Source organism: Williamsia sp. Y853, from assembly GCF_056786495.1.
In genome coordinates this window covers 1,923,582-1,946,199 of sequence record NZ_JBXCJC010000001.1, presented here as the reverse complement: position 1 = coordinate 1,946,199, position 22,618 = coordinate 1,923,582, and the positions used below count along the sequence as shown (strand labels likewise).

Annotated in this window: 24 protein-coding genes; 6 read left to right on the top strand and 18 right to left on the bottom strand. The window is 64.3% G+C overall.

Annotated features, from left to right (window positions below; translation table 11 throughout):
- Positions 1 to 5 precede the first annotated feature (5 nt).
- From AC1TPF_RS09060 to AC1TPF_RS09035, 6 genes are all read right to left on the bottom strand, one after another.
- Positions 6 to 809 (bottom strand): mycofactocin-coupled SDR family oxidoreductase, encoded by an 804-nt coding sequence (locus AC1TPF_RS09060; protein WP_482143575.1) that lies wholly within the window; start codon positions 807 to 809, stop codon positions 6 to 8.
- A 131-nt stretch (positions 810 to 940) separates the two neighbouring features.
- The gene (gene mftD / locus AC1TPF_RS09055) at positions 941 to 2,128 is read right to left on the bottom strand and encodes a pre-mycofactocin synthase MftD (protein ID WP_482135451.1); all 1,188 of its coding nucleotides are present in this window, start codon (positions 2,126 to 2,128) and stop codon (positions 941 to 943) included.
- 45 nt (positions 2,129 to 2,173) lie between these two features.
- A complete protein-coding gene (mftC, locus tag AC1TPF_RS09050; RefSeq protein WP_482135452.1) occupies positions 2,174 to 3,436 on the bottom strand; it encodes a mycofactocin radical SAM maturase in 1,263 nt (420 codons plus the stop codon).
- A gap of 93 nt (positions 3,437 to 3,529) precedes the next feature.
- Positions 3,530 to 3,919, bottom strand: a complete 390-nt coding sequence (gene mftB, locus AC1TPF_RS09045) for a mycofactocin biosynthesis chaperone MftB (RefSeq protein ID WP_482143573.1) — start codon at positions 3,917 to 3,919, stop codon at positions 3,530 to 3,532.
- A 1-nt stretch (position 3,920) separates the two neighbouring features.
- A complete protein-coding gene (mftA, locus tag AC1TPF_RS09040; RefSeq protein ID WP_482135454.1) occupies positions 3,921 to 4,034 on the bottom strand; it encodes a mycofactocin precursor MftA in 114 nt (37 codons plus the stop codon).
- Positions 4,035 to 4,167: 133 nt separating this feature from the next.
- The gene (locus AC1TPF_RS09035) at positions 4,168 to 5,310 is read right to left on the bottom strand and encodes an acyl-CoA dehydrogenase family protein (RefSeq protein ID WP_482143572.1); all 1,143 of its coding nucleotides are present in this window, start codon (positions 5,308 to 5,310) and stop codon (positions 4,168 to 4,170) included.
- A 224-nt stretch (positions 5,311 to 5,534) separates the two neighbouring features.
- On the opposite strand from AC1TPF_RS09035, the gene AC1TPF_RS09030 reads away from it, so the two are divergent.
- From AC1TPF_RS09030 to AC1TPF_RS09020, 3 genes are all read left to right on the top strand, one after another.
- Positions 5,535 to 6,446: an alpha/beta fold hydrolase gene (locus AC1TPF_RS09030; protein ID WP_482143570.1), complete on the top strand. Its 912-nt coding sequence runs from the start codon at positions 5,535 to 5,537 to the stop codon at positions 6,444 to 6,446.
- A 79-nt stretch (positions 6,447 to 6,525) separates the two neighbouring features.
- Positions 6,526 to 7,143: a mycofactocin system transcriptional regulator gene (mftR, locus tag AC1TPF_RS09025; protein ID WP_482135457.1), complete on the top strand. Its 618-nt coding sequence runs from the start codon at positions 6,526 to 6,528 to the stop codon at positions 7,141 to 7,143.
- Positions 7,144 to 7,198: 55 nt separating this feature from the next.
- Positions 7,199 to 8,248 (top strand): 2Fe-2S iron-sulfur cluster-binding protein, encoded by a 1,050-nt coding sequence (locus tag AC1TPF_RS09020; RefSeq protein WP_482143569.1) that lies wholly within the window; start codon positions 7,199 to 7,201, stop codon positions 8,246 to 8,248.
- A 6-nt stretch (positions 8,249 to 8,254) separates the two neighbouring features.
- Here the strand turns inward: AC1TPF_RS09020 and AC1TPF_RS09015 are convergent, their stop codons facing one another.
- Genes AC1TPF_RS09015 through AC1TPF_RS08990 form a run of 6 tightly spaced genes read right to left on the bottom strand, consistent with a single transcriptional unit; the run spans position 8,255 to position 12,476 of the window.
- Positions 8,255 to 8,950: a DNA alkylation repair protein gene (locus AC1TPF_RS09015; RefSeq protein ID WP_482137242.1), complete on the bottom strand. Its 696-nt coding sequence runs from the start codon at positions 8,948 to 8,950 to the stop codon at positions 8,255 to 8,257.
- Positions 8,951 to 8,997: 47 nt separating this feature from the next.
- Positions 8,998 to 10,203, bottom strand: coding sequence for an NAD(P)/FAD-dependent oxidoreductase (locus AC1TPF_RS09010; RefSeq protein WP_482135459.1), 1,206 nt, complete (start codon positions 10,201 to 10,203; stop codon positions 8,998 to 9,000).
- 41 nt (positions 10,204 to 10,244) lie between these two features.
- Complete coding sequence (locus AC1TPF_RS09005) at positions 10,245 to 10,766, bottom strand: hypothetical protein (RefSeq protein ID WP_482135460.1); 522 nt, start codon at positions 10,764 to 10,766, stop codon at positions 10,245 to 10,247.
- Positions 10,763 to 11,380 carry a hypothetical protein gene (locus AC1TPF_RS09000; protein WP_482143567.1) on the bottom strand — a complete coding sequence of 206 codons (618 nt, stop codon included), beginning with the start codon at positions 11,378 to 11,380 and terminating at the stop codon, positions 10,763 to 10,765. The genes AC1TPF_RS09005 and AC1TPF_RS09000 overlap by 4 nt, the downstream gene beginning before the upstream one ends.
- The gene (locus tag AC1TPF_RS08995) at positions 11,377 to 11,847 is read right to left on the bottom strand and encodes a hypothetical protein (RefSeq protein ID WP_482135462.1); all 471 of its coding nucleotides are present in this window, start codon (positions 11,845 to 11,847) and stop codon (positions 11,377 to 11,379) included. Before AC1TPF_RS08995 ends, AC1TPF_RS09000 begins: the two co-directional genes overlap by 4 nt.
- Complete coding sequence (locus AC1TPF_RS08990; protein WP_482143565.1) at positions 11,844 to 12,476, bottom strand: hypothetical protein; 633 nt, start codon at positions 12,474 to 12,476, stop codon at positions 11,844 to 11,846. Before AC1TPF_RS08990 ends, AC1TPF_RS08995 begins: the two co-directional genes overlap by 4 nt.
- A gap of 89 nt (positions 12,477 to 12,565) precedes the next feature.
- Between AC1TPF_RS08990 and AC1TPF_RS08985 the strand changes: the two genes are divergently transcribed.
- Both AC1TPF_RS08985 and AC1TPF_RS08980 read left to right on the top strand, forming a co-directional pair.
- The gene (locus AC1TPF_RS08985; protein ID WP_482143563.1) at positions 12,566 to 13,438 is read left to right on the top strand and encodes a universal stress protein; all 873 of its coding nucleotides are present in this window, start codon (positions 12,566 to 12,568) and stop codon (positions 13,436 to 13,438) included.
- A 16-nt stretch (positions 13,439 to 13,454) separates the two neighbouring features.
- A complete protein-coding gene (locus tag AC1TPF_RS08980) occupies positions 13,455 to 14,933 on the top strand; it encodes an amino acid permease (RefSeq protein ID WP_482144064.1) in 1,479 nt (492 codons plus the stop codon).
- On the opposite strand, the gene AC1TPF_RS08975 is transcribed toward AC1TPF_RS08980, so the two are convergent.
- The 6 genes from AC1TPF_RS08975 to AC1TPF_RS08950 all read right to left on the bottom strand — a co-directional run bounded on the left by AC1TPF_RS08975 (position 14,865) and on the right by AC1TPF_RS08950 (position 22,002).
- Positions 14,865 to 16,529 (bottom strand): AMP-binding protein, encoded by a 1,665-nt coding sequence (locus AC1TPF_RS08975; RefSeq protein ID WP_482143561.1) that lies wholly within the window; start codon positions 16,527 to 16,529, stop codon positions 14,865 to 14,867. The two genes, AC1TPF_RS08980 and AC1TPF_RS08975, sit on opposite strands and share 69 nt — an antisense overlap.
- 7 nt (positions 16,530 to 16,536) lie before the next feature.
- On the bottom strand, positions 16,537 to 17,163 hold the full coding sequence (locus tag AC1TPF_RS08970; protein WP_482135466.1) for a TetR/AcrR family transcriptional regulator: 627 nt from the start codon (positions 17,161 to 17,163) through the stop codon (positions 16,537 to 16,539).
- Entirely contained in the window at positions 17,163 to 18,500 is a 1,338-nt protein-coding gene (locus tag AC1TPF_RS08965) for a cytochrome P450 (protein WP_482135467.1), read from the bottom strand. The genes AC1TPF_RS08970 and AC1TPF_RS08965 overlap by 1 nt, the downstream gene beginning before the upstream one ends.
- Before the next feature lie 79 nt (positions 18,501 to 18,579).
- Positions 18,580 to 19,536: an o-succinylbenzoate synthase gene (locus AC1TPF_RS08960; protein WP_482143559.1), complete on the bottom strand. Its 957-nt coding sequence runs from the start codon at positions 19,534 to 19,536 to the stop codon at positions 18,580 to 18,582.
- Positions 19,537 to 19,543: 7 nt separating this feature from the next.
- Positions 19,544 to 20,170, bottom strand: a complete 627-nt coding sequence (locus AC1TPF_RS08955; RefSeq protein ID WP_482135469.1) for a TetR/AcrR family transcriptional regulator — start codon at positions 20,168 to 20,170, stop codon at positions 19,544 to 19,546.
- Positions 20,167 to 22,002 (bottom strand): N-acyl-D-amino-acid deacylase family protein, encoded by a 1,836-nt coding sequence (locus AC1TPF_RS08950; RefSeq protein ID WP_482143557.1) that lies wholly within the window; start codon positions 22,000 to 22,002, stop codon positions 20,167 to 20,169. The genes AC1TPF_RS08955 and AC1TPF_RS08950 overlap by 4 nt, the downstream gene beginning before the upstream one ends.
- A 128-nt stretch (positions 22,003 to 22,130) precedes the next feature.
- Between AC1TPF_RS08950 and AC1TPF_RS08945 the strand changes: the two genes are divergently transcribed.
- Positions 22,131 to 22,511, top strand: coding sequence for a helix-turn-helix domain-containing protein (locus AC1TPF_RS08945; protein ID WP_482135471.1), 381 nt, complete (start codon positions 22,131 to 22,133; stop codon positions 22,509 to 22,511).
- Positions 22,512 to 22,618: the final 107 nt, after the last annotated feature.

The window sequence follows — 22,618 nt, the reverse complement described above, 5'->3', positions numbered from 1 at the left end:
AGGGGTCAGACCTTGGTGGCACCCATGTCGACCTCGATCGAGGACGCGGTGATGAACTTGGCCTTCTTCGAGCACAGGAACATCACCGAATCGGTGATGTCGACCGATTTGGCCATCCCGGTCAGGATCGGCTCGAAGTGCGCCTTGTACTGCGGCATCTCGAAGACAGCGAGTGCATCGGTGTCCTCGAGACACATCGGGGTGTCGACGCCGTAGGGGTGGACGGTGTTGACGCGAATCCGGTGCTGTCCCAGCTCTTTTGCCGCGGTCTGCGCCAAACCCACCAGTGCGTGCTTGGACGCCGAGTACGACGCCTGCATCGGCATCGCCTTGATCCCCGCGACCGAGGAGATGATCACGATCGAACCGCCGTTGCCGGCCTCGATCATGGCCGGGATGGTCGCCTTGAGCGTCTTCCAGGTGCCGTTGACATTGATGTCGATGACGTCGGTGAACTGACTCTCGCGCAGCTCGGTGACACCACCCCAGGTGAGGACGCCGGCATTGGCGATCACGTAGTCGAGGCGACCGAACTGCGCCACCCCGTCGGCCACGAGCTGTTGCTGGGCAACAAGATCGCGCGTATCGGCCTGCCGCGCCAGGATGCTGCCTCCGGCCGCTTTCACCAACCGGACCGTCTCCTCGAGATCCTCCGCGGTGGCCGGTGGATATCCGGTGGCGGTGACCGCTTGGCAGACGTCGAGTCCGATGACCGCGGCCCCTTCCTCCGCGAACCGAATCGCGTGGCTACGACCCTGCCCACGGGCGATGCCCGTGATGTAGACGACCTTGCCGTCAAAATCTCCCATAGACGAACTGTAACGTGTTCTAGTCTTGTTGCCCAGCAATCCGCGGACAGACAAAACCACCCGTTGCAGTCATACCCAGGTGCCGTGCAACTGCTGGATCTGTCCGGAACGGGTGGTTCTGTTCGTGATGCCTATCCGGTGATCTCGCCGAACCGCTTCTCGAAGCCTTCCGGGATGATGATGTCGTCGCGGGTGAGGTCGTGGATGCTCTTGCGTCCCAACCCCATCAGCGCCGAGTCGATACCGCCACGCAGGATGTCGAGAACGTTTTCGACACCGGTCTGGCCGTTTGCCGCCAGGCCCCACAGGTATGCGCGACCGATCATGACGGCGTCGGCACCCAGAGCCAGCGCCTTGACCACGTCGCTGCCGCGGCGGATACCACCGTCGAGCAGCACCTGGATGTCGCCACCGACGGCGTCGGCGATCGGCCCGAGCATCCGGATGGTGGCCGGGGTGCCGTCGAGGTTGTTGCCGCCGTGATTCGACACCGAGATCGCGGTGGCACCGATGTCCACAGCACGCTTGGCGTCATCGAGTCGGGTGATGCCCTTGACCATGAACGGGCCATCCCACTCCTTGCGGAGCCATTCCAGATCCTCCCAGGACGGCGGCGCGGTCTGCATCCACTGTCCGTAGGCACCGAAGAACGTCGGACCCTGCTCACCCTTGTCAACCACGTTGGGGGCGGTCAGGTCTGGGATGTTGATCTTGCCCTTGTTGAACCAGTCCAGCGCGTAGCGCGGGCGCATCGCGATCTCCGGCGCGAGCTTGAGCAGCGCCTTGAAGTCGACCTTCTCGGGGATCTCCGGACTGCCCCAGTCGCGTCCCATCGAGAACGACCAGTCGGTGGTGACGATCAGGCCCTTGGCCCCGGCCTCGCGGGCCCGCTCTGCGCGCTTGAGGATGTCCTCGCGGGAGTTGAGCCAGTAGGCCTGGAAGAAGATCTTGTCATTGACCGCGGTGACCTCTTCGATGGGCTTGCTGGCAAAACTCGACAGTCCCATCGCAGTGCCACGCGCCGCCGCTGCACGTGCGACGGCGACCTCGCCCTCCGGGTCCACGGCCTGTACACCGGTCGGCGAAATGATGACGGGCAACGAAATGTCTTGCCCCATGATCGATGTCGACAACTCGCGCTGCGCCTGCGCGCCGACGACGTGCGGTGCGAATCCCAATTCGGAGAACGCATCGACATTGTCGGCGAGCGTGATGCCCTTCTCACTGCCCGCGATCAGCGAGGAGTAGACCGATTTGGGGAGCCGCTTCTTCGCCCGACGCTGGGCTTCGAGCACCGTCTCGAACCAGGGGTTCGCCATTACTTCATCCTTTGCTCTCCCGGCAACGCTGCCGGGGGTTCTTCGTTATTTGGCGGGGGTCAGACCGGCCGGCTCGAGGCCGGCACCGTCTTTGAGATCGTCGGGCAGGAACCCGGCGAGCGGGTTTTCGTCGCAGTCGCGTGAGGGCGGCCTGGTCATCAGGGTCAGCGGCACGCCGCGTGAGTGGTCCTTGTTGGCCGAAGGCACCTTGCGGTCTTCGGCGAGCAGGGATTCACCGAAGCCCTGTACACATTCGGGGTCGGGGCCGGCCAGCGGAAGTCCGGTGAAGAACTTCGCTGCCATGCAACCGCCACGGCAGGCGTCGAAGTGCTGGCACTTGGTGCACGCTCCGGCGTTCTGCGGTTCACGCAGTTCGAGAAACAGATCCGACTCTTGCCAGATCGTCTTGAATCCGCCGTCCGACAGAATGTTTCCGGCGAGGAAGTTCTCGTGGATGGCGAACGGGCAGGCGTACACGTCGCCGATCGGATCGATCAGGCAGACAACACGTCCGGCGCCGCAGAGGTTGAGCCCGGGCAGGGCACCCTGTCCGGGCTCGGCGAAGGCAGACAGGTGGAAGAACGAATCCCCGGTCAGAACCCGATCACCGTGTTCGACCAGCCAGTTGTAGAGGTCGCGCTGCTGTTCCGGCAACGGGTGCAGGTCATCCCACACGTCGGCGCCGCGGCCCGACGGACGAAGACGGGTGATCCGCAACGTGGCGCCGTACTTGTCTGCGAGCGCTTTGAACTCGTCGAGCTGCGTTGCATTCTGGCGGGTGACGACCACACTGATCTTGGCATCGGCGAAACCGGCTTCGTGCAGGTTCTCGAGGGCCTTGATCGCCATGTCGAACGATCCCGCACCACGCACCGCGTCGTTGACCTCGGCGGTGGCGCCGTCGAGCGAGATCTGCACGTCGACGTAGTCGCTGGCAGCCAGACGCTGCGCCACCTTCTTGTCGATCTTCAGACCGTTGGTCGAAAACTTGACGCCCACTTGGTGATCAGTGGCGTAGTCGACAAGTTCCCAGAAGTCCGAGCGCACCGTCGGCTCGCCGCCACCGATGTTGACGTAGAAGACCTGCATCCGCTGCAGCTCGTCGATGATGGCCTTGCACTGTTCGGTGTCGAGCTCACGCGGGTCGCGCTTACCCGAGGACGACAGGCAGTGCACACACGACAGGTTGCAGGCGTAGGTCAACTCCCACGTCAGGCAGATCGGTGCGTCGAGGCCTTTCTCGAACTGATCAACCAGACGGCCGACCGGCTGACGAGGCGCCGCGGGGCGCTCCAAAATGGAAGTCATTGGGATTCCTCACAAGTGAACATGGGGGCGTGGGCTGACGCCTGTCGTGCTGCTCGGGACCGAGGGCTGCGGCGCCGAGCAGCACGGGAGAACTCAGGATTTGGGGACGATCATTCCCGAAGTTGCCAGCGCGGCAAGCGCATTGACATACAACGAGCGGTCGCTGTCGGCGATTCCGGCAGCGGCGATTGCGTCAGCGGCGTTGTCGTGGTCACCGAGCGACTGCACCACTTCGACCACTGTCAGATTCTTCAGAAACGACAGCTTACGAGTGCCGAAGTGGTACAGCAGCGCGCCGAACGGTTCGGGTCGCAGGGCGACCGAAGAGTTCAGGACCCACGCCCGGTCGATATCGAATGCGACCACCTGTGTCGTGGGCGCAGACGAAGGCGAAGCCGGAGTCATGGGCGCAGACGAAGGCGAAGCCGGAGTCATGGGCGCAGACGAAGGCGAAGCCGGAGCTCGACTCGTCGAAACTGACATGTCAGTAAACGCCGCACATGCCGTCGATGGACACTTCTTCGACCAGCGACTCGGTGACGAGATCGTTCTCGGTGCCGGTGGTGTCGGCCGACACGGAAGGATTCTGGGCTGCCATCTGGGTTACCTCCTGGTTGTTGGTGTGAGGCTCACCATAATGGCACTGAGTGCATAAACACCAGGGTTTCTGCCCGCTCTTTCTGTTAAATCTTTGAAAAACGACCATCAGCCCAGGTCCGGGGGCTCCGTGCCTACACTCCGAGATCCCGCCCGATGAGATCCTTCATGATCTCGGTGGTGCCACCGAAGATCGTCTGGATCCTGGCATCGACGTAGGCCTTGGCAACCGGGTACTCGTTCATGTACCCGTACCCGCCGTGTAGCTGCACGCAACTGTCGACGACGCGCTTGGCGAGCTCGGTCGCCCACCACTTCGCCTTGGCCGCATCCACGGCCGTCAGTTCACCGTCGACCACCGCCCGCAGGCAGCGATCGACATATTGCTCGGCGATGTCGAGTTCGGTGGCCATCTCCGCGAGCTGGAACCGGTTGTGTTGAAAGGACCCGATGGATTGACCGAAAGCCTTGCGGTCCTTGGCGTACTGCAGGGTCTGCGCAAAGGTCTTCCGGGCGCCGGCGACGGCCGCGATCGCAATGGACAACCGTTCAGATGGAAGGTTGTGCATGAGGTGATAGAAGCCCTTGCCGACCTCCCCCAGCACGTTGGTCACCGGCACCGCCACGTCGGTGAAGTTCAACTCGGCGGTGTCCTGGGCATGCTGGCCCATCTTGTCGAGCTTGCGGCCACGTTCGAATCCGGACATCCCTCGCTCGACAACCAGCAACGAGAATCCCTTGTGCCCGGCTTCGGGATCGGTGCGCGCGACCACGATGACCAGGTCCGAATTGATGCCTGCGGAGATGAATGTCTTGGCACCGTTGAGAATCCAGTGGTCGCCATCGAGGACCGCGGAGGTCTTGATGCCCGCCAGATCACTGCCCGCGCCGGGTTCACTCATGGCGATGGCGCCGATCAGTTCACCCGAAGCGAATCCCGGTACCCAGCGCTCTTTCTGCTCCGTGGTGGTCAGGTTCGCCATATACGGGCCGACGATGTCGTTTTGCAGGCTCAGCGCTGGACATGCGGATCCGAATTTCGCGAGTTCTTCCACGATCACGGCGTTGAACCGGAAGTCGTCGACCCCGCCGCCCCCGTACTCCTGCGGGAGATTGAACCCGATGAGCCCGTATTTGCCCGCGGCCACGTACACGGATCGATCGACCAGCCGATCGGATTCCCATTGCGCCGCATGGGGTGCGATCTCACGCTCGATGAATTGCTTTGTGGTATCCCGCAATTGTTCATGTTCGGTCTCGAAGACGATCCTGCGCATTGATTTCCGCCCCTCACCCGGGTACCGATGTCTTCGGATGTGTGACCTCGGCATCGGCTGCCATGGTAGACGTTGAAGATGCTGGTCACGGGCGATTCGGCGAGAATCAAATCGCCCCCGGTCGGGCGACCGCCCGAGCGTGAACCCGGGACACCTACCCTGCCGACCATGGGGCGACCCGAGGTGACACAGTCGAAGTGATCCCCCCGAGAGGAGTTGTATCCGTGCCGACAACAACACCACCGCAGCCCAGGCAAGTCGAGTTCACCGGGTCAGGCGGCATTCGACTCGTGGCCGACCACTGGTCCCCCGCATCGCCGGCCCGGGCAGCCGACGGCGCGATCGGCACGTCGTCACCACGGATCGTTCTCCTCATGCACGGTGGTGGCCAGACGCGGTTCTCCTGGAAGAACACCGGCGCATTGCTGGCTGCCCACGGCCATGAGGTGATCTCTCTCGATACCCGCGGGCACGGCGAAAGTGATTGGGCCCCCGACGGCGACTACAGCCCGGCCGCCCTGCAGGCCGACGGACTCGGGGTGCTCGAACAGCTTTCCGCCGTGACGGGCCGAACACTGCCGGTCACCATCGTCGGTGCCAGCCTCGGCGGCCTGACCGGGATCGGGGTGGCCGCGATGGCGCCGCCGAACACGGTCGACCGCCTCATCCTCGTCGACGTGGTGCCCCGGCCGGAAGAGCGTGGCACCACGCGGATCCGGGATTTCATGGCATCAGGCGGTGACGGATTCGACGATCTCGAACAAGCCGCGGCAGCCATTTCCGAGTACCTGCCGCACCGCCCGTCCACCGGAGCAACCGAGGGCCTCAAGCGAAACCTGCGCCGCCGCGAGGACGGCCGGTGGTATTGGCACTGGGACCCGGCGTTCCTCAGCGTCACCGGCGGTCCGGCCGTGCTGCCCAGCGACATGTTCGAGGAACAGGCGCTGGGGCTCACGATCCCGATCCAGTTGATCCGCGGCCGTCTCTCGGACGTCGTGAGCCAGGAGTCGGTTGATGCGTTCCGCGAACTCATCCCGAATCTCGAGGTGACCGAACTGCTCAGCGCCGGGCACACCGCGGCCGGTGACAGCAACGACGCCTTCACCTCGGCGGTGATCGACTTCATCGATCGATGACGATCTACCATGGATCTTCCACACAATTTGCAGGTCAGGCGAACGGAGATGATGAGTTGATCAACGCATCACGGTTGCCATGACCACCCCCATCGGACGTCGGCCCACCACCACCAAGTCGAAGATCACCGACGCGGCCATCGACCTGTTCACCGAGGCCGGATTCGACGAGACCAGCGTCGACGACGTCGCCGCAGCGGCCGGCATCGCCCGCCGCACGCTGTTCCGGTACTACCCGTCGAAGAACGCCATCGCGTGGGGTGATTTCGACGAGCATCTCCACGGCATGCGTCGCCTGCTGGCCGATGTCCCGGCCGACATGCCTGTCTCCGAGGCCCTGCGCAGCGCCCTACTGGCCTTCAACCGGGTGCCGCCGCACTACCGCGAGCACCATCGTAAACGGATGCGCCTGCTGCTGGGTGTACCTGCACTGCAAGCACATTCGATGCTGATGTACACCGGCTGGCGCGAGGTGGTCGCCGAGTTCGTGGCCACGCGCACCGGTACCGAGCCGGGCGACCATCTACCGCAGACCGTCGCGTGGACGTTGCTGGCCACCGCCCTGGCCGCATATCAGCAGTGGCTCGACGACCCGGATTCCGACCTCGACGAACTGCTCACGCGAGGCACCCGCCTGCTGAGCAACGGCCTCAACAGCGAGTTGGGGTCGACCACAGCTGCTGGTAATCTAAACTAGAACGTGTTCTCGTTTTGTTGCATCTGAATGTTCATTGCATCGAGGAGGTACGCCGGTGACCGTCACCCCACACAGCACGCGCAGTGTTGTGCTGACCGTGGCCGAGGTGATCGACGAGACGAGCGACGCAAAGTCGCTGGTCTTCGACATCCCGGACGATGCCGCCGGCCGGTTCGCCTACAAACCCGGCCAGTTCCTGACGCTCCGGATCCCCAGCGACGAAACCGGATCGGTGGCCCGCTGCTATTCCTTGGCATCGTCGCCGTTGGGTGACGAGAAGCCCAAGGTCACCGTCAAGCGCACCGTCGACGGCTATGGATCGAACTGGATCTGCGACCACGTCGGCGCCGGTGACCAGATCGAGGTCCTGCCGCCTTCCGGAGTTTTCACACCGGCCGATCTCGACGCGCCGATCCTCCTGCTCGGAGCGGGCAGCGGCATCACCCCGGTGATGTCGATCCTCAAATCCGCACTACTCAAAGGCAGCGGCCGCCTGGTCCTGGTCTACGCGAACCGCAGCGAGAACGACGTGATCTTCTCAGGCGAGCTGAAAGACCTGCAAAACCGATACCCGCAGCGACTCACCGTTGTCCACTGGCTCGAATCGGTCCAGGGGCTTCCGTCGTCCGACAAGCTCGCCACACTGCTCCGCCCGTTCAAGGCGTATCACGCCTACATGTGCGGTCCCGGACCGTTCATGGACGCCGTGCACAAAGCCCTCGCCGAGGTGGAGATGTCGCACCATCAGGTGCACGCCGAGGTGTTCACGTCGCTGTCGGGCGACCCGTTCGAAGACACCGAACCTGCCGAGCTCACCGAAGAGCAGCTCGCCGACGCCGCATCGGTCGAGGTCGAGCTCGACGGTGAAATCCACCAATTGTCCTGGCCCAAAAGCCAAACGCTGGTCGACATCATGCTCGGCGCCGGCCTCGACGTGCCCTATTCGTGCCGCGAGGGCGAATGTGGTTCGTGTGCCTGCACACTCACCGAGGGAACCGTCGACATGGAACACATCGGAGCGCTCGACGAGGAAGACGTCGCCGACGGCTACATCCTCGGATGCCAGGCACGGCCGACATCACCGGTCCTCAAGGTCGAGTTCTGAACGCGGTCACCTGAGCCCACGGTAGTGGGCCCGTTGTTCGGGATCGAGGTGCTCGGTCGCGTAACTCAGTGCGGTACGGCCCATCTGGGCGGCATGGGCTTCGAGGAAGGCCAGCAGCAACGCCCGGTCGATGCGCTTGCCCATCTCCCGGAGCATCCAGCCGACCGCCTTCTGGATGAGGTCGCGACGGTCGGCCAGAACCCGCGGCGCCACATCCAGAATCGGCACCGGGTCACCGCTCTTGATGAAGGCCGCGGTCGCGATGATCGCCACCCGGCGCACCCAGAGATCTTCGTGGTCGGCGAGTTCGAGCAGTAACCCGTGGTCCCCATCCAGCATCCAGGCCCCCAGGATGTACTCGGCGGAGCTGTCCACCAGATCCCAGTTGTTGACGCAGCCGTCGAACACTGCCCGCAGGTAGAAATCCACCCAGGCCTGACGGTCCCCCACGGTCGCGGCCTTCTCGAATCCGCTGCGCAGCAAGAACAATCCGGTCAGGCGATGCTCGTGGACATCGCTGTCGAGCAACGCCGCGACACCCGCCCGGTCGAGGCCGCGGAACTCCTTGGCGACCCGTCGCTGCTCCGGGACCGTCACCCCGACAAAGAAATCACCTTCGCCGTACTCGCCGGGACCGGTCTTGAAAAACGATGCCGAACTCCGGGCGCGATCGGGATCACCCAGTGCATCGAGCGCCGCCATCACCGCAGCAGCGGTGGGTCGTGGGCTCCCGGCGCCACCCCGCGGCATCAGCCCAAGAGTTCCGAAATCGGCGTCGGGACAAGCAGTTTGGCGCGCATCTTCATCACTGCTGCCGGCTTACCAGCACCGACCACCGCGGTGAAGACGCCGCTGCGGCTGTAATAGACCACAAACTTGCCGTCCTCTTCGAGGACCACGTTTACATCGTCCAGGCCGGACGGATGACCCAGCGCCTGGATCTTCACCTCGAACTGATCGCTCCAGAAGTACGCAACGGCAGGGCGCGGGTTCTCGACCACGACACCGAGGATCGCGTTGGCGACCTTGCTCGCCTGCTCGACCACATTGTTCCAGTGCTCGACTCGTGACGGCACCCCGGCCGCGTCCTTCCAGTTCGCGACATCGCCCAGTGCGTAGACGTCGGCTGCGCTGGTCCGGCCTTCGGAGTCACAGGCGATACCGCCGCCGACGGTGCGGTCTGCGAGTTCGATGCCGGAACCGTCGAGGAAGCCGACCACCGGTGTCGACCCGATGCCCACGACAACGATGTCGGCGGGCACCACCGTCCCGTCCGCCAGTACGACGCCGGTCACCTTGCCGCCCTCGCCGACGATATCGGCGACGCCGACGCCGGTGCGGACCTCGACCCCACGGTCGGTGAGGATGCGGCCGACCATGTTGCCGACCTTCTCGCCAAGCGCCACAGCCATCGGTGCAGGTGCCGGTTCGACCACGGTGACGTCGAGACCGCGGGTCTTGAGGCTCGCGGCGACCTCACAGCCGATGAATCCGGCCCCGACGACCACCGCTCGGGTGGCACCGTCGATCTCCGAACGCAACGAGTGAGCATCGTCGACGGTGCGCAGCACGTGGACGCCGGACAGTCCGTCGGCGAAAGGCAGGGTGCGGGGATCCAGACCGGTCGACAGGACCAATGAGCTGTAGGAGATCGTCTCGGACTCGCCACCGCCGGTGGGCTGCACGGTGATCGTGTGTGCAGCCGGATCGATTGCGGTGACCAGGGTTCCGGTCCGCAGATCGATCTTGTTCTCGACGTAGAAGTCGTCGGGCTTGAGGTCGACCCGATCTTGCTCCCCGACCAACACGGCCTTGGACAGCGGCGGGCGGTCGTACGGTGCGTAGTCCTCTTTGCCGATGAGGATGAGGTCGCCCTCGTAACCTTCGCTGCGGAGGTCGTCGACCACCCGCGCGCCGCCGAGTCCGGCTCCGACAATCACAATCGCGGCGCTCATCGCCACACCTCGCATCCCTACTTGGAGTTGATCCGCCCGCGCTAGCCCGGCCCAACAGGTTGCAGCCCGGCAAGGCGCCAATTGCCGTTGACCTTACGCATGTCCGCCCACCTTGTGACAGCCACCACCTGTTGTTGCGGCTGTGCCGTAGGTAACGAGATGTCCTGATTCACGAACACCAGCACCCGAGCGCTGTTGTCATCGATGTCCTCGACTCCCGTCGCCAGAACCTGCGCAGTCATCTCCGCGCCGGACTCGACCGCGGTCGGTAGGACCACCCCGGGGCCCTGGCTCCGGAACTGCAACAGCAGACGTCCGGTGAGACGGGCACCGACGGTCTCCTGTGCGGCGGTCAAGGTGTCGGGCCGAAAGGTCATCAGTGCGGTGACCGCGTCGGCAGTGGCCGACTGCACCGCTCGGCGCTCGCCATCGTCACCGCGCCCCGACTCGGAGGGACCGATGAACCCGACGATCGCGATCGCCGACAGGATCGCCAACGAAGCGGCCAGGAGTCCACCGACGATCCGGTGCCGCACCGACATCGCGCGCAAGAACCGATTCATTGGAGCTCTGTTCGATCGATGGTCCAGTGGTCACCGGAATCGTTCATGGTCACCAGCAATGCCACCCGGCTCTGCGAAGGGTCGGCTCCCAGCACCGCCGGGTTGGTTCCCTCGGCGACCACCAGCACCTGTGCGCTACCACCGCCGACCTCGCCGACGATCCCGGCGGAGAGCACCTGTCCGGTGCTGGGCACCCGAAGCCCGCCGATCACCTCGACCAGCTGTTCACGCGACGCCTCCAACCGGTTGCGCTGCTCGCCGGAGGTGACCGCGATCGCCTGATCGACGAACTCCTCGGGCCGTGCCGGGTCGATGGTGAGCATCGTCGTCACCGCCGTGCGGGTGTCGGCGAGGACGGTCGCGTCGCGTTCGCGATCAGCCTCGGCGCCTCGGTGTGCGATGACGAGAACCACCGTGATGGACAACAGCACCACGGCCACGACGGCGCAACAGACGGTGACCAACATCAGACGTCCGCGCCGACGTTCGGCGCGCGCCTGCAGTGCCGGCGCCGCCGCGGCCCTGGCCTGCTTTGCGGCCGCACCCGCCTCGACCACGCGCTCACGCGCCTTGTCGACCCGATGTGAGGCAGCGGTGGTGGGTTGTTCGCTCACAACACCTCGTCCGCTCGGGCGATCTTCCACTGATCACCGATTCGTTCGAGTTCTACCTCGACCACCTTGGTGACATCGGTGGCCTCGGTGCCGGGCACGGCCTCGGTGACGAGCGCAGAGACAACCGCGTCGGCATGGTTCTCCGAGACGCCGGAAATGCCGGTGTGCACCGGTTTCCACACGATCGTCACACCGGCTGGGGGTTCGACGTCCAGGACGTCGGCATACTGTTGCGCGAACTCGTCGGTGACCGCAGCCCGGGCCTGCTCACGACCGGCCGGATTTGCCGCGTCAGCGGAAAAGAGTTGGGCCACCAATGGACCCGCCGCCCGAGCGACCTCGGCGCGATTCTTGTCGAGTCGCTGATCGTCGGCATGCGCCTGCCACGCGACACCGAGCCCCACCGCGCAAGCCACGACCACCAACACTGCGATGACGGCAGCGGTGATCGGTCCACGAAGACTCATCCGAAGAACTCCAGCGCCGAGATCTTCAGGGAACCGTCGTCCGGCACCATCTCCACCTGCACCCGGAATCGGCGCGGCGCCGGGTCTGTCGACGCGGCATCGGTCAGATCACTACGCACCGTGATCGCAGCCGTCACGATCAAAGTCGCCCGGTCCCCCGACCTCGTCGACATACCCACGCCGTCGACGGTGCCGGTCGCCACCGCACCGATCTGCGTGACGAATTGCGTATATGCGTCGACCGATTGCGCGAACTCGTCTTCGAACTCACCGGTCGCCCCAGACAGGATCTGTGCCGATCGACGTCCCTCGTCACCGCCGTCGGGCGTGAGCAGCACCTGAACCCGAGCCGCCGCCGCACGCATGTAGTCATCGTCGCTGTAGCCGCGGTCGGACTGTGCGTAGCGGACTCCGCCCACCACCGCTGCCACCGCCGCGACCACCACCAACGCCGCCAGAACCAACAGCCATCTCGGGCGTGTCTCACGCCGGCGTTCACCGAAGTCGGTTTCCAGCTCCGCCAACGCGGCGTCGGCGGCACGCAACTCTGCCTGTGCCGCTGCATCGGCCTTGATCAGCGCACGTTCCGATGCAGGAGCAGCCGTCAGCAACGCGCGAACATTGGGCATCGGTTCATCGTAGTGGCGCAGCGCACGTCCGCAGGCAATACGAGTGCTCGGCCTGCCGAACTGCGCCGGCGAGCGATAGATTGCCTTGCATGAGCATCGTTGTCGGGTATCAACCAGGACGCGGCGGCGATGAGGCAATCGAACTCGGCGCCGGTCTTGCCGATGCCATGGCAACCGACGTGGTCGTCGTGACCGCCACCCCCAAGCCCTGGACCACTCCGTCGATGGCCCGGGTCGACGCCGAGTTCAGAGCCTACGCCCGGCGCTACGGCGACGACGCAGAATCCGCCGCCCGCGCACACCTCGACCAGCGCTTCCCGCAGACCCCGGCGACGTTCCTTCGGGTCAGTGAGCGGTCCGTCTCCACGTCGTTGCACAAGGTTCTCGCCGAACACGACGCAGACATTCTCGTACTGGGCACCAGTCACAGTTCAGAGAGCGGCCGGATGTCCTTGGGCGCGACCACAAGCCGCCTCATGCACTCGAGTTCGATCCCCTTGGCCCTGGCCCCCAAGGGGTACACCTGCTCGCAGATCACCGGCATCACCTGTGCCTACTCGGGTGACGAACACGGCATCGACGTGGTGGTGGCGGCCCGTGACCTGGCCAAACAGATGGCGGTTCCGTTGCGGGTGGCCACCTTTGGGGTGCGGCCCGCCGACATGTTTCCACCGGAGATCGGATTGGAGATCGAACGCAGCGTGATGGACGCCTGGCGAGAACAGATTGCCGACGCGATGAACGCGCTGGTGACCGCCAACATCATCGACCCGACAACAACAACCACGATCAGTACCGGCAGTGACTGGGACGCGGCATTCGACGCGATCGAGTGGCGCGGCGGTGAGGTGCTGGCCATCGGCACCACACCCCGCGATCCGATCAAGCGAGTGTTCTTGGGCTCTCGGGCCGCGAAAATCATTGCCTCCGCGACCGTTCCGACGATCATTTTTCCAGGCTGAGGGCGCACACATGGACATGAACAAGAAGCAGGCGCAACCAGGTGCACTGACCGCAGCAACGCTATTGCGCCGCAAGCCCATTCCGAAGGGTGATGAGGCAGAGGCCGATACCGGTCTCGAACGCACCATCAGCACCACACAACTGGCCTGCTTCGGTATCGGCGCGACCATCGGTACCGGCATCTTCTTCGTGATGAGCGAAGCCGTACCCAAAGCCGGACCGTCGGTGGTGGTCGCGTTCATCGTCGCAGGCATCGCCGCCGGCCTGGCCGCGATCTGCTACGCCGAGATGGCGTCGTCGGTACCGGTCTCCGGATCCACGTATTCCTACGCCTACGCCACACTCGGTGAACTCGTCGCCATGGCGGTGGCCGGCTGCCTGCTCCTGGAGTACGGGGTGTCGACGGCGGCGGTTGCGGTGGGCTGGAGTCAGTACCTCAACGAGTTACTCGCCCATCTGCACATCCCGGCCATACCGCAGGCGCTGTCGGCCGCGCCATGGGACGACAAGGCGGGCTGGGTCAATCTGCCTGCCGTCGTCCTCGTCGGGCTCTGCGCGCTGTTGCTCATCCGCGGTGCGAGTGAGTCGGCCAAGGCAAACGCCGTGATGGTTGCCATCAAACTCGCTGTGCTGGCAATGTTTTGCGCAATCGCCTTCAGCGCGTTCAGCAGCGACAACCTGACCCCGTTCTTCGCCGATGGCGCCAACGGCGTCACCGCTGCGGCCGGCGTCATCTTCTTCTCCTTCATCGGCCTGGACGCGGTTTCCACTGCCGGTGAAGAGGTCAAAGATCCACAACGCACGATGCCGCGGGCGTTGATGGCCGCACTGGTCGTCGTTGTCCTGGTCTACGTATTGGTGGCGTTGGCGGCGGTCGGCGCTCAACAGGCGTCGAAATTCGAGGGTCAGGAGGCGGGTCTCGCCGTCATCCTCCAAGACGTCACCGGACAGTCGTGGCCGGCGCTGGTGCTCTCGCTCGGCGCGGTGATCTCGATCTTCTCGGTCACGCTGGTGACTCTCTACGGACAGACCCGCATCCTGTTCGCCATGGGTCGCGACGGGATGCTCCCGAAGTTCTTCACCAGGATCGACCCTCGTACGATGACGCCGGTCAACAACACCGTGGTCGTCGCGATCATCGTTGCGTTACTTGCCGGATTCGTCCCGCTCCACTACTTGGTCGACATGGTCTCGATCGGCACCCTCACAGCCTTCACCGTGGTGAGCGTCGGTGTGATCATCCTCCGCCGACGCGAACCAGATCTCTATCGGCCGTTCAAGGTGCCGCTTTATCCCCTCACACCCATCCTGGCGATCGCCGCATGTATCTACATCCTCTACGGATTGCACTGGTACACATACATGTTCTTCTTGCTGTGGGTTTCAGTGGTGGTGACCTACTACCTCATCTACGGCCGAAAGCACTCACTGCTCAACTTCACCGGCGAAACGCTCGACACCGGGGGCGCTTCGCGCGGCAACAAGAGCATCTAGCGTCAGCTTCGTGACCTTGCCCTGCGCACCGCGGGGCAACTCGGGCACCACGAACACGTCCCGCGGTACACGTGAGCGCGAGAGCTCGATGCCGACATACGTTTTCACATCGGCCTCATCGATCGTCACCCCGTCACGCGGGACGACAAAAGCACGCAAGCGCTGACCGAAGTCGGCGTCGGCAACTGCCACCACCGCGGCATCGATGATGTCCCGATGACGGCCGAGTGCGAGTTCGACCTCTTCGGGAAAGACGTTCTCACCGCCGGAGATGATCATCCCGTCGCTGCGTCCCTCGACGAACAGTCGACCGGCGGCATCGATCCGTCCGGTGTCGCCGGTGTTGAGCATCCCGTCGAGCGTTTCCTTGGACGCTCCGTTGGTGTACTTGCTGATCTGGCTGCCCGACCGGACATAGATCTGGCCCGACTGCCCCTCGGGTACCCGGACTCCACCGGAGATGATGGCAACCTCGACGCCGAGTGGCGGTCGCCCGGCGCTCGTCGGGGCGACCGCAAGATCTTCCGGGGTCGCGATCGTGATGTATGAGGCCTCTGTGGCGCCGTAGAGGTTGTGCAGCACATGCCCGAACTGTTTCTGCACCGAAAGCACCAGGGATTCATCGAGTTTGGCTCCGCCCGACGCGATCATCCGCAGCGTGGAACGATCGACCCTGGACAGCTCGTCGTCGCCCTGATCCATCAACCGCCGCAACATGGTCGGCACCATCATCGCCGCGGTACAACGATGCTCGATCAGCAGCTCCAGGGAGTTCGGAGCCAAAAAGCGCCGGTCCATGACCACGGTCGCACCGGTGAGCAGGCAGACCATGGTCGCCAGCAGGCCCCATCCATGGAAGGCCGGAGCCGACATCAGTACGCGATCGGTGCCCCGGACCGCGATCTTCGACACGAATCCCGCGGGCAGCGACATCGCCAGACCGCCTTCGCGCGGCGCACCTTTCGGCGCGCCGGTGCTGCCGCTGGTCAAAATGACCAACGAGGACGAATATGCCGGTGCCTGCGGCAAACCGGTGGATGAACGCGCCACGAGCTCATCGATTGTCTGCGCGTCGATCGCACTGTTATCGCCGGGTTCACCGGACCACGCGAGGTAGCGACGCACAGTCGGATCGATCAACGCCAGGACCGGGGTGAACTCGGCGTCGTGCAGGATGACGTCCACCCGTTCACGTTCGACCACCTCGGCCATCTGCTTGGCACCGAGGTCGGTGTTCAGCAATACGACCCGAGCGCCGAGCCCGGTGGCCGAGAGCAGGCCGATGACCGCAAACCTGCTGTTGCGGCACATCACGCCCACGGTCGGCTGCTTGCCGGTCGGCAACACCGCCCGCAGGCCGTTGATCACCCCGTTGCAGGTGCGCGCGAGTTCGGCGTAGGTCAACGGTCCGCGGGGATCGATGATCGCCACCCGATCGCCGTACATCAACCCATATATTGACGGGCTTGCGGCCTCCCCGCCCACACGACGCAGTTTACCGATCTTCGGCAACGATTTCAGACTCGGCAGTGCGCCGGCACGAGACAACTCCCGGACGGCGAGCAACTCGGTCCGGATCTTCTGCAGTTTTGACATCGAGCGGTTACCTGACCATGGGTGCGAGGTAGCGGCGCGCGAACTCGCGCACCGACTCCGGGGACTGCCGCCCTTCATCGAGCGGCGGCGTATCGAGGAATGAGATGACCAGACGCACAAGGATTTCGGTCACCGCATGCAGATCATCGTCCGGCATCTGTGCTCCGGCGCCACGTAGCGTCTGCATGATGCGGCCGGTGACGATCTCGATGAACAGACCGGTCACCGACTTGGTGATCCCCTGCAGCGCATCACGTTCATCGAGCATCATCCGCCGGATCAGCGGGTCGTCATTGACCATCTGCGCCCCGGCAACAAAGGCTTCGACCACCGCGTCCGCAGCGCCGTGGCCCACGGTTGCGGCTTCGAGCATGCGCATACCGTCGAGGTAGACGTACTCGGCCACACCCAACAGGAGCGCCTCCTTGTTGGGGAAACGCCGATACAGGGTGCTACGACTCACGCCGGCCCGCTTCGCGACATCGTCGACGCCGGTCTTTCGGATCCCGTTCTCTTCGAACTCTTTTCGGGCCGCCGTCAGGATCGCGTCCTCCTGCTCCTTTGGCGACTCGGTATTGCGTACCTTCCGGCCACCGGCCACACGGCCCGCCGTGCCCGAAGTGCGCTGCGCCATCACACTCGCCGCATCGTGACGGGAAACTTGTCTTTCGGGACGGGTAGCGCACTGTAATCCATCGGCATCGTGTAATCATCCGGGACGGACCATTCGAAGCCGCGCAGCAGGTGATGCATGATCGTCTTGATCTCCAGCTGACCGAAGTACAGCCCGATGCACTTGTGCACGCCGCCACCAAATGGATGCCATGCCATCCGATGCGACTTGTCCTCTGCCCGTTCCGAAGTGAACCGCTCGGGATCGAAGGTGTACGGATCCTTCCAGTATTCGGGGTCGTAGTGGTTGGTCAGTCCGGGGATCGAGACCATCGCACCCTTGGGGATGAAGTGCCCCAAGACCTCGGTGTCCTTCACTGCAACCCGCGGCTGGCCCGGAACCGGTGCACACATCCGCAGCGACTCTTTCATGATCAGATCGATGTCGGTCAACTTCGCCAGATCGTCGTATGCCAGTTCCGGTCCGAGTTCGAGTGATTGCGCGCGGGCCCGTTCCTGCCACTGCGGCGACTTCGCCATGTGATAGGCCATCTGGGTCATGGTCATGGTGGAGGTGTCGTGCGCGGCCATCAGCACGAAGATCATGTGGTTGACGACGTCCTCGTCGGTGAACCGGTGCCCCTCTTCGCTTTCCGCATGGCACAGCACCGAGAACAGGTCAGGGGTCTCGGTCGCACGTTTGGCTGCGATATGACTCATGAAGAATTCTTCGAGGATCTTGCGCGAGCGCAGACCCTTCCACCAGCGACCGCCCGGAACCGGCCGGCGAACGATCGCCACACCGGCGCGCACCGTCTCGATGAACGCCTTGTTGATCCGGTCGGCTTCGTCCTGCGGGAGTTCGAGCCCCATGAACACCTCGAGGGCAACATCGAGTGTCAGCGCCTTGAACTCACTGAACAGCTTCACCTGACCGACGGGGAACTGTTTGATGCGCTCGGCGATCATCGGCTGCATGGCCTGCATGTAGCCCTTGAGAACCGGCGGGGTGAAGGCCTGCTGCAAGATCAGTCGGTGGTGCCGGTGCTCTTCGAAGTCGAGCAGCATCACACCGCGGTTGAAGAACGGTCCGATGAAGAAGCTCCACGCAGGCCCGTTGGCAAACGCCTTCTGCTTGTTCATCAGGATCTGGTCGGCCGCCACCGGACCGCGGCAGGTGACCATCTGCTGCCCGAACGCGTTGATGAAGGAGATGTTGCCGAACTCGGCCTGCTGCGCCCGAGCAAAGGCAAACGGATCGCGGCGCATCCTGAGAATCTGGATCACGCCGTTGGTGGTTGACCCATGAACGGGTTTGAGATCACTGTCGGGTGGTACCGGTGCCAGGATGACCGTCATGGGTTGAAACCTCCGCTAATGGAACGTTTTGAAGAAATTGTATCTTCAAAGTCGGCGGCGATCCAGACCCAGGTCGCGTTCAGCTCGCTGCGAGCACCGCATGACATCGGCGCAATCTGTCCAGCCACCAGCGACGACGCTCCTCGGAAGCGAGCGGGACGGACGCGATGTCGACCTCAACCCGCCGGGGTGTCACCATCCCGCCGTCGGGCACAAACGGCTCGGCCACATCGGTGACGAACAGCCCTCCTGTTCCCAGGCCGCAGGCCGGGGGTGCCTGCGGCAGCGCCGCTGCGGCGGCAACCCCGGCGGACATGCCCACCGCCGAATCGAGTGCGCTGGAGATCACCACCGGGATCGGGATCTGAGCAGCCAGATCCAGGACCCGTCGCATCCCGCCCAGCGGTGCGACCTTCAGGATCGCCACGTCGGCGGCCTTGGCCTCGATCACCCGCAACGGATCCTCGGCCCGGCGGATGCTCTCATCGGCGGCGATCGGAGTGCGCACCGCCGCCCGCACTGCCGCCAGTTCTTCCAAGGTGGCGCAGGGTTGCTCGGCATACTCGAGTTCGCCGAGCGCCCGCAACGCCGTGATCGCTTGCGGGACAGTCCACTTCCCGTTTGCATCCACCCGCACGGAGCCGATGTGTTCGCGCACCGCGGCCACCCGCGCGACGTCGTCGTCGAGGGTTTGCCCCTCCTGCGCGACCTTGACCTTGGCAGTGGTGGCGCCCGGGAACCGAGCGAGCAGCGCCGCGACCTCGTGCGCGGGAATGGCAGGCACCGTGGCGTTGACCGTGACATGGTCCCGGATCAGCTCCGGCGGCCCCAGGTACGCGGCCTCGATACCGGCCGCCAGCCACGCCGACGACTCGACATCGTCGTACTCGGGAAAGGCGCCGAACTCGCCCCACCCCGCCGGACCTCGGAACAACAGCACTTCTCGGGTGGTTATGCCCCGGAACCGCACGTTCATCGGCAACGAGACAACAACGGCCTCCTCGGCCAATTCCGCATAGGACGGAAGTCCCATCATCCGACCGTCATTCCGAAGGCCCCGACAACCAGCGGAGTAGCAGTTCGAGCCGTGCCTCATCGCGCGCGGGCTGCGGATTGACCGTAGCCATGACAGATTCACCGTCGAATAGATGAACCACCGTCAGTACGATCAGTTCGATCTGCCCCTCCGGAAGGTATTGGACCGCAGGCAACGTACGCGCAAAGGCGGCAATCTGGTCGTGATACTCGGATGCCAAGGGCGCCAGTTGTTCCCGCAATGCGGCATCGGTGCGGGCCGCAACGAGCAGCTCGTACCAGGCGCCGTTGATCGGAGCCCGGCAAGCCGCACGCAGCAGTCGCATACAGTCCGACAGCGTCCCCGCCCCCAGTAACGCCAATGACTGCGAGAATGCCTCGAACTGCTTCTGCCGCACGTCGTCCGCTGCCGCGATGACCAGATCCAGTCGGGTCGGGAAGTGCCGGAACAGACCACCCTGCGACACTCCGCTGCGGGCACAGATCTCACTGATGGTGCTGCGCTGATAGCCGAGTTCACACAAGGAATCCACACAGGCCTGCACCAGCCGGCCCTTCGTGGCGTTTCGTCGCTGCTCCTGGGTACGCCGTGGTGGCGGGATGATCTCGTGCTCAGTGCCTGCGGTAGAACTCACGAAGCAACCTCGACGACGGTCGACTTCTTATCACCGGCGGCCCCGGCCCGCAAAAACTGTCCATTACGCGTACTGGTACCGAATCCGGGCGCGAATTGCCCACGGCCATATAGGTATTCGCCGGATACCACCACCGCGCTCACCGCGTCGTCATTCCTGTTGACCATCCGCTTGATCCCCCCGAACTCAGCCATCGGCTCTTCCGCATATTGCTTGCTCTCATCATTCAACCCGTGCGGGTTGACGACCACAAGATCGGCACGGTCACCCACGCGCAGGAATCCGGCGTCGAGGTTGTAGAACTCACCGAGTTCACCGGTGAGCTTGTGGACGGCGGCCTCAACCGTGAGGAAAGGGGTCCGCGCTCCGCCCTGGGCTTCTTTCACCCTTTGCAGCAACCTGATTCCGTAGTTGTAGAACGCCATGTTGCGCAGGTGCGCGCCGGCGTCGGAGAAGCCGACGGTCACGCCGTTCTGGTTGATCAGCCAGTCGGCGATGTCCGGGCGGTCGTTGGTGATCACGGTGCGCCACCGGAATGCAGTGCCGTGTTCGACGACCAGATCGAGGAACAGATCGGTGTTGTGGATGCCGCGCTCACGCGCCACCTGTTCCACGGTTTTGCCGATCACCGAGGCGTCGGGGCAGTCGGTGATCTCCGCGTCGTCGAAGTCCCGGTGCCAGATCCGCGGGCTGAACTTCTTCTCGAAGTCCTCGCGGAACCAACGTCGGTATTCGGGGTCCGTCAGGAGGTCGTTGCGCCCCATCTCTTCTCGCAGGTGCAGGGCCGCCCGGCCCGACGCGAACTCCTCGAATACCACCAGGTCGATGCCGTCGCTGTACACCTGGAACGGGACCGGTAGATGCTGCCACCGCAGCGCCCCCCGTCCCCAGGAGTTGGCAACCGTGGCGATCGGACCGAATATCCGGCGCACCCACCGATCCGACTTCGCATCAGCGGCGGCGAGCACCGAGGTCTTGAGTGGTTTGCGGCCCAGTCCGGTACTCGAGGCGAGAAAGAAGAGGATGTCGTATTTGGTGTTGAGGTTAGGAATGGTCTGCAGCACCCGATCGCGCCGCCGCAGCACCTTGTTGATCTTGCGGCGCTCACCCCAGCGCGCGTAGACCGACGGCAACGATCGCGACCGGTAGCGGTCTCCGTCGAGCTTGTCCCAGGGATTTGTCATCGCCGAGACCCCGAGGAAGCCCGCGTCCAGCGCTTCTTCGACAGCTTCGAGCATCCTGGCCATCTCACCCCGGCTCGGCCTGTGGGCGCGGTCCGTGGACCGTCCCAAACCCATGACGTCGGCGCGGATATCCGAGTGACCCAGGAAGGCTGCGATGTTGGGGCCGAGCGGCAGCCGTTCGATCGCCTCGATATACGACGCCGGATCGGTCCAGGTCTTACCGCCTTCGAGCGCGGCGATGACCTGATCCCGCGGCAGGGCTTCGACCCGGCTGAACAGGTCCGCCGAATCGATCGGGCTGGAATAGACGGTGGACAGCGAACAGTTACCGATGAACGCCGTGGTGACTCCGTGGCGCACCGACTCCCCCAGCCCCGGGGCGACCAGCACCTCGGCGTCGTAGTGGGTGTGGACGTCGATGAATCCCGGCATCACCCATTGGCCGCCCGCCTCGATCACGCGTGTCCTCGACCCGACCGGCAGCGGCCGGGCCGATACCTCCACTACACGACCGTCGCGGATCCCGAGATCGCGAGCCAGGCCCGGCGCCCCGGTTCCGTCGAACCAGGTCCCGCCACGAACCACGAGGTCGTAGGACCGCCCGCCGGTATCCTCGGCACCCCGGGTGTTGTCCAATTGCACGCTCATCAGTGACCTCCATCACGAACTTTGCGGACAATCTAACATCGCGAGCAATCACTCGCTATGTATTTCCGGATTCTGCCCACAGCAGATCCCGCCACCGCCCGGCGAGCGTGCCAACTATCGTCGAACCCATGGGCCCATATCTCACCCGCGTTGCCGACCCCGACCCCGTGTCGATCGAGCTGCTCTGGCGTGAAGCACTCGGCACTGTCCTGCGGCGGGTACGCACCGAACAACAACGCATACTCACCGACATCGCCGCAGAGGCCGGGGTCTCACCGCAATATCTGTCCGAGATCGAGCGTGGCCGCAAGGAACCATCGTCCGAGATCTTGGCCGCCGTCAGCGGCGCCCTCGGACTCTCACTCCTGCAGGTCACCCGCGGCGTCGCCGAGGTACTCGAAGACCTCGCCCGGCCACGGCCTGCCGTTACCGCGGTCGGCGGAGTTCAGCGCACGACGGCAACGATGCGCCGCCCCGGCGGCCACGTGAGCCTCCGGATGGTCTCCTGAGCACCATCCGGAAGGGCCCTGTGACGGCGGCGTATTCGGAGGTCAGGCTGCGGCGGGCGTGGAGCGCCCGCACCGAAACAGCTCATGACAGCGCCGGTACGACAAGG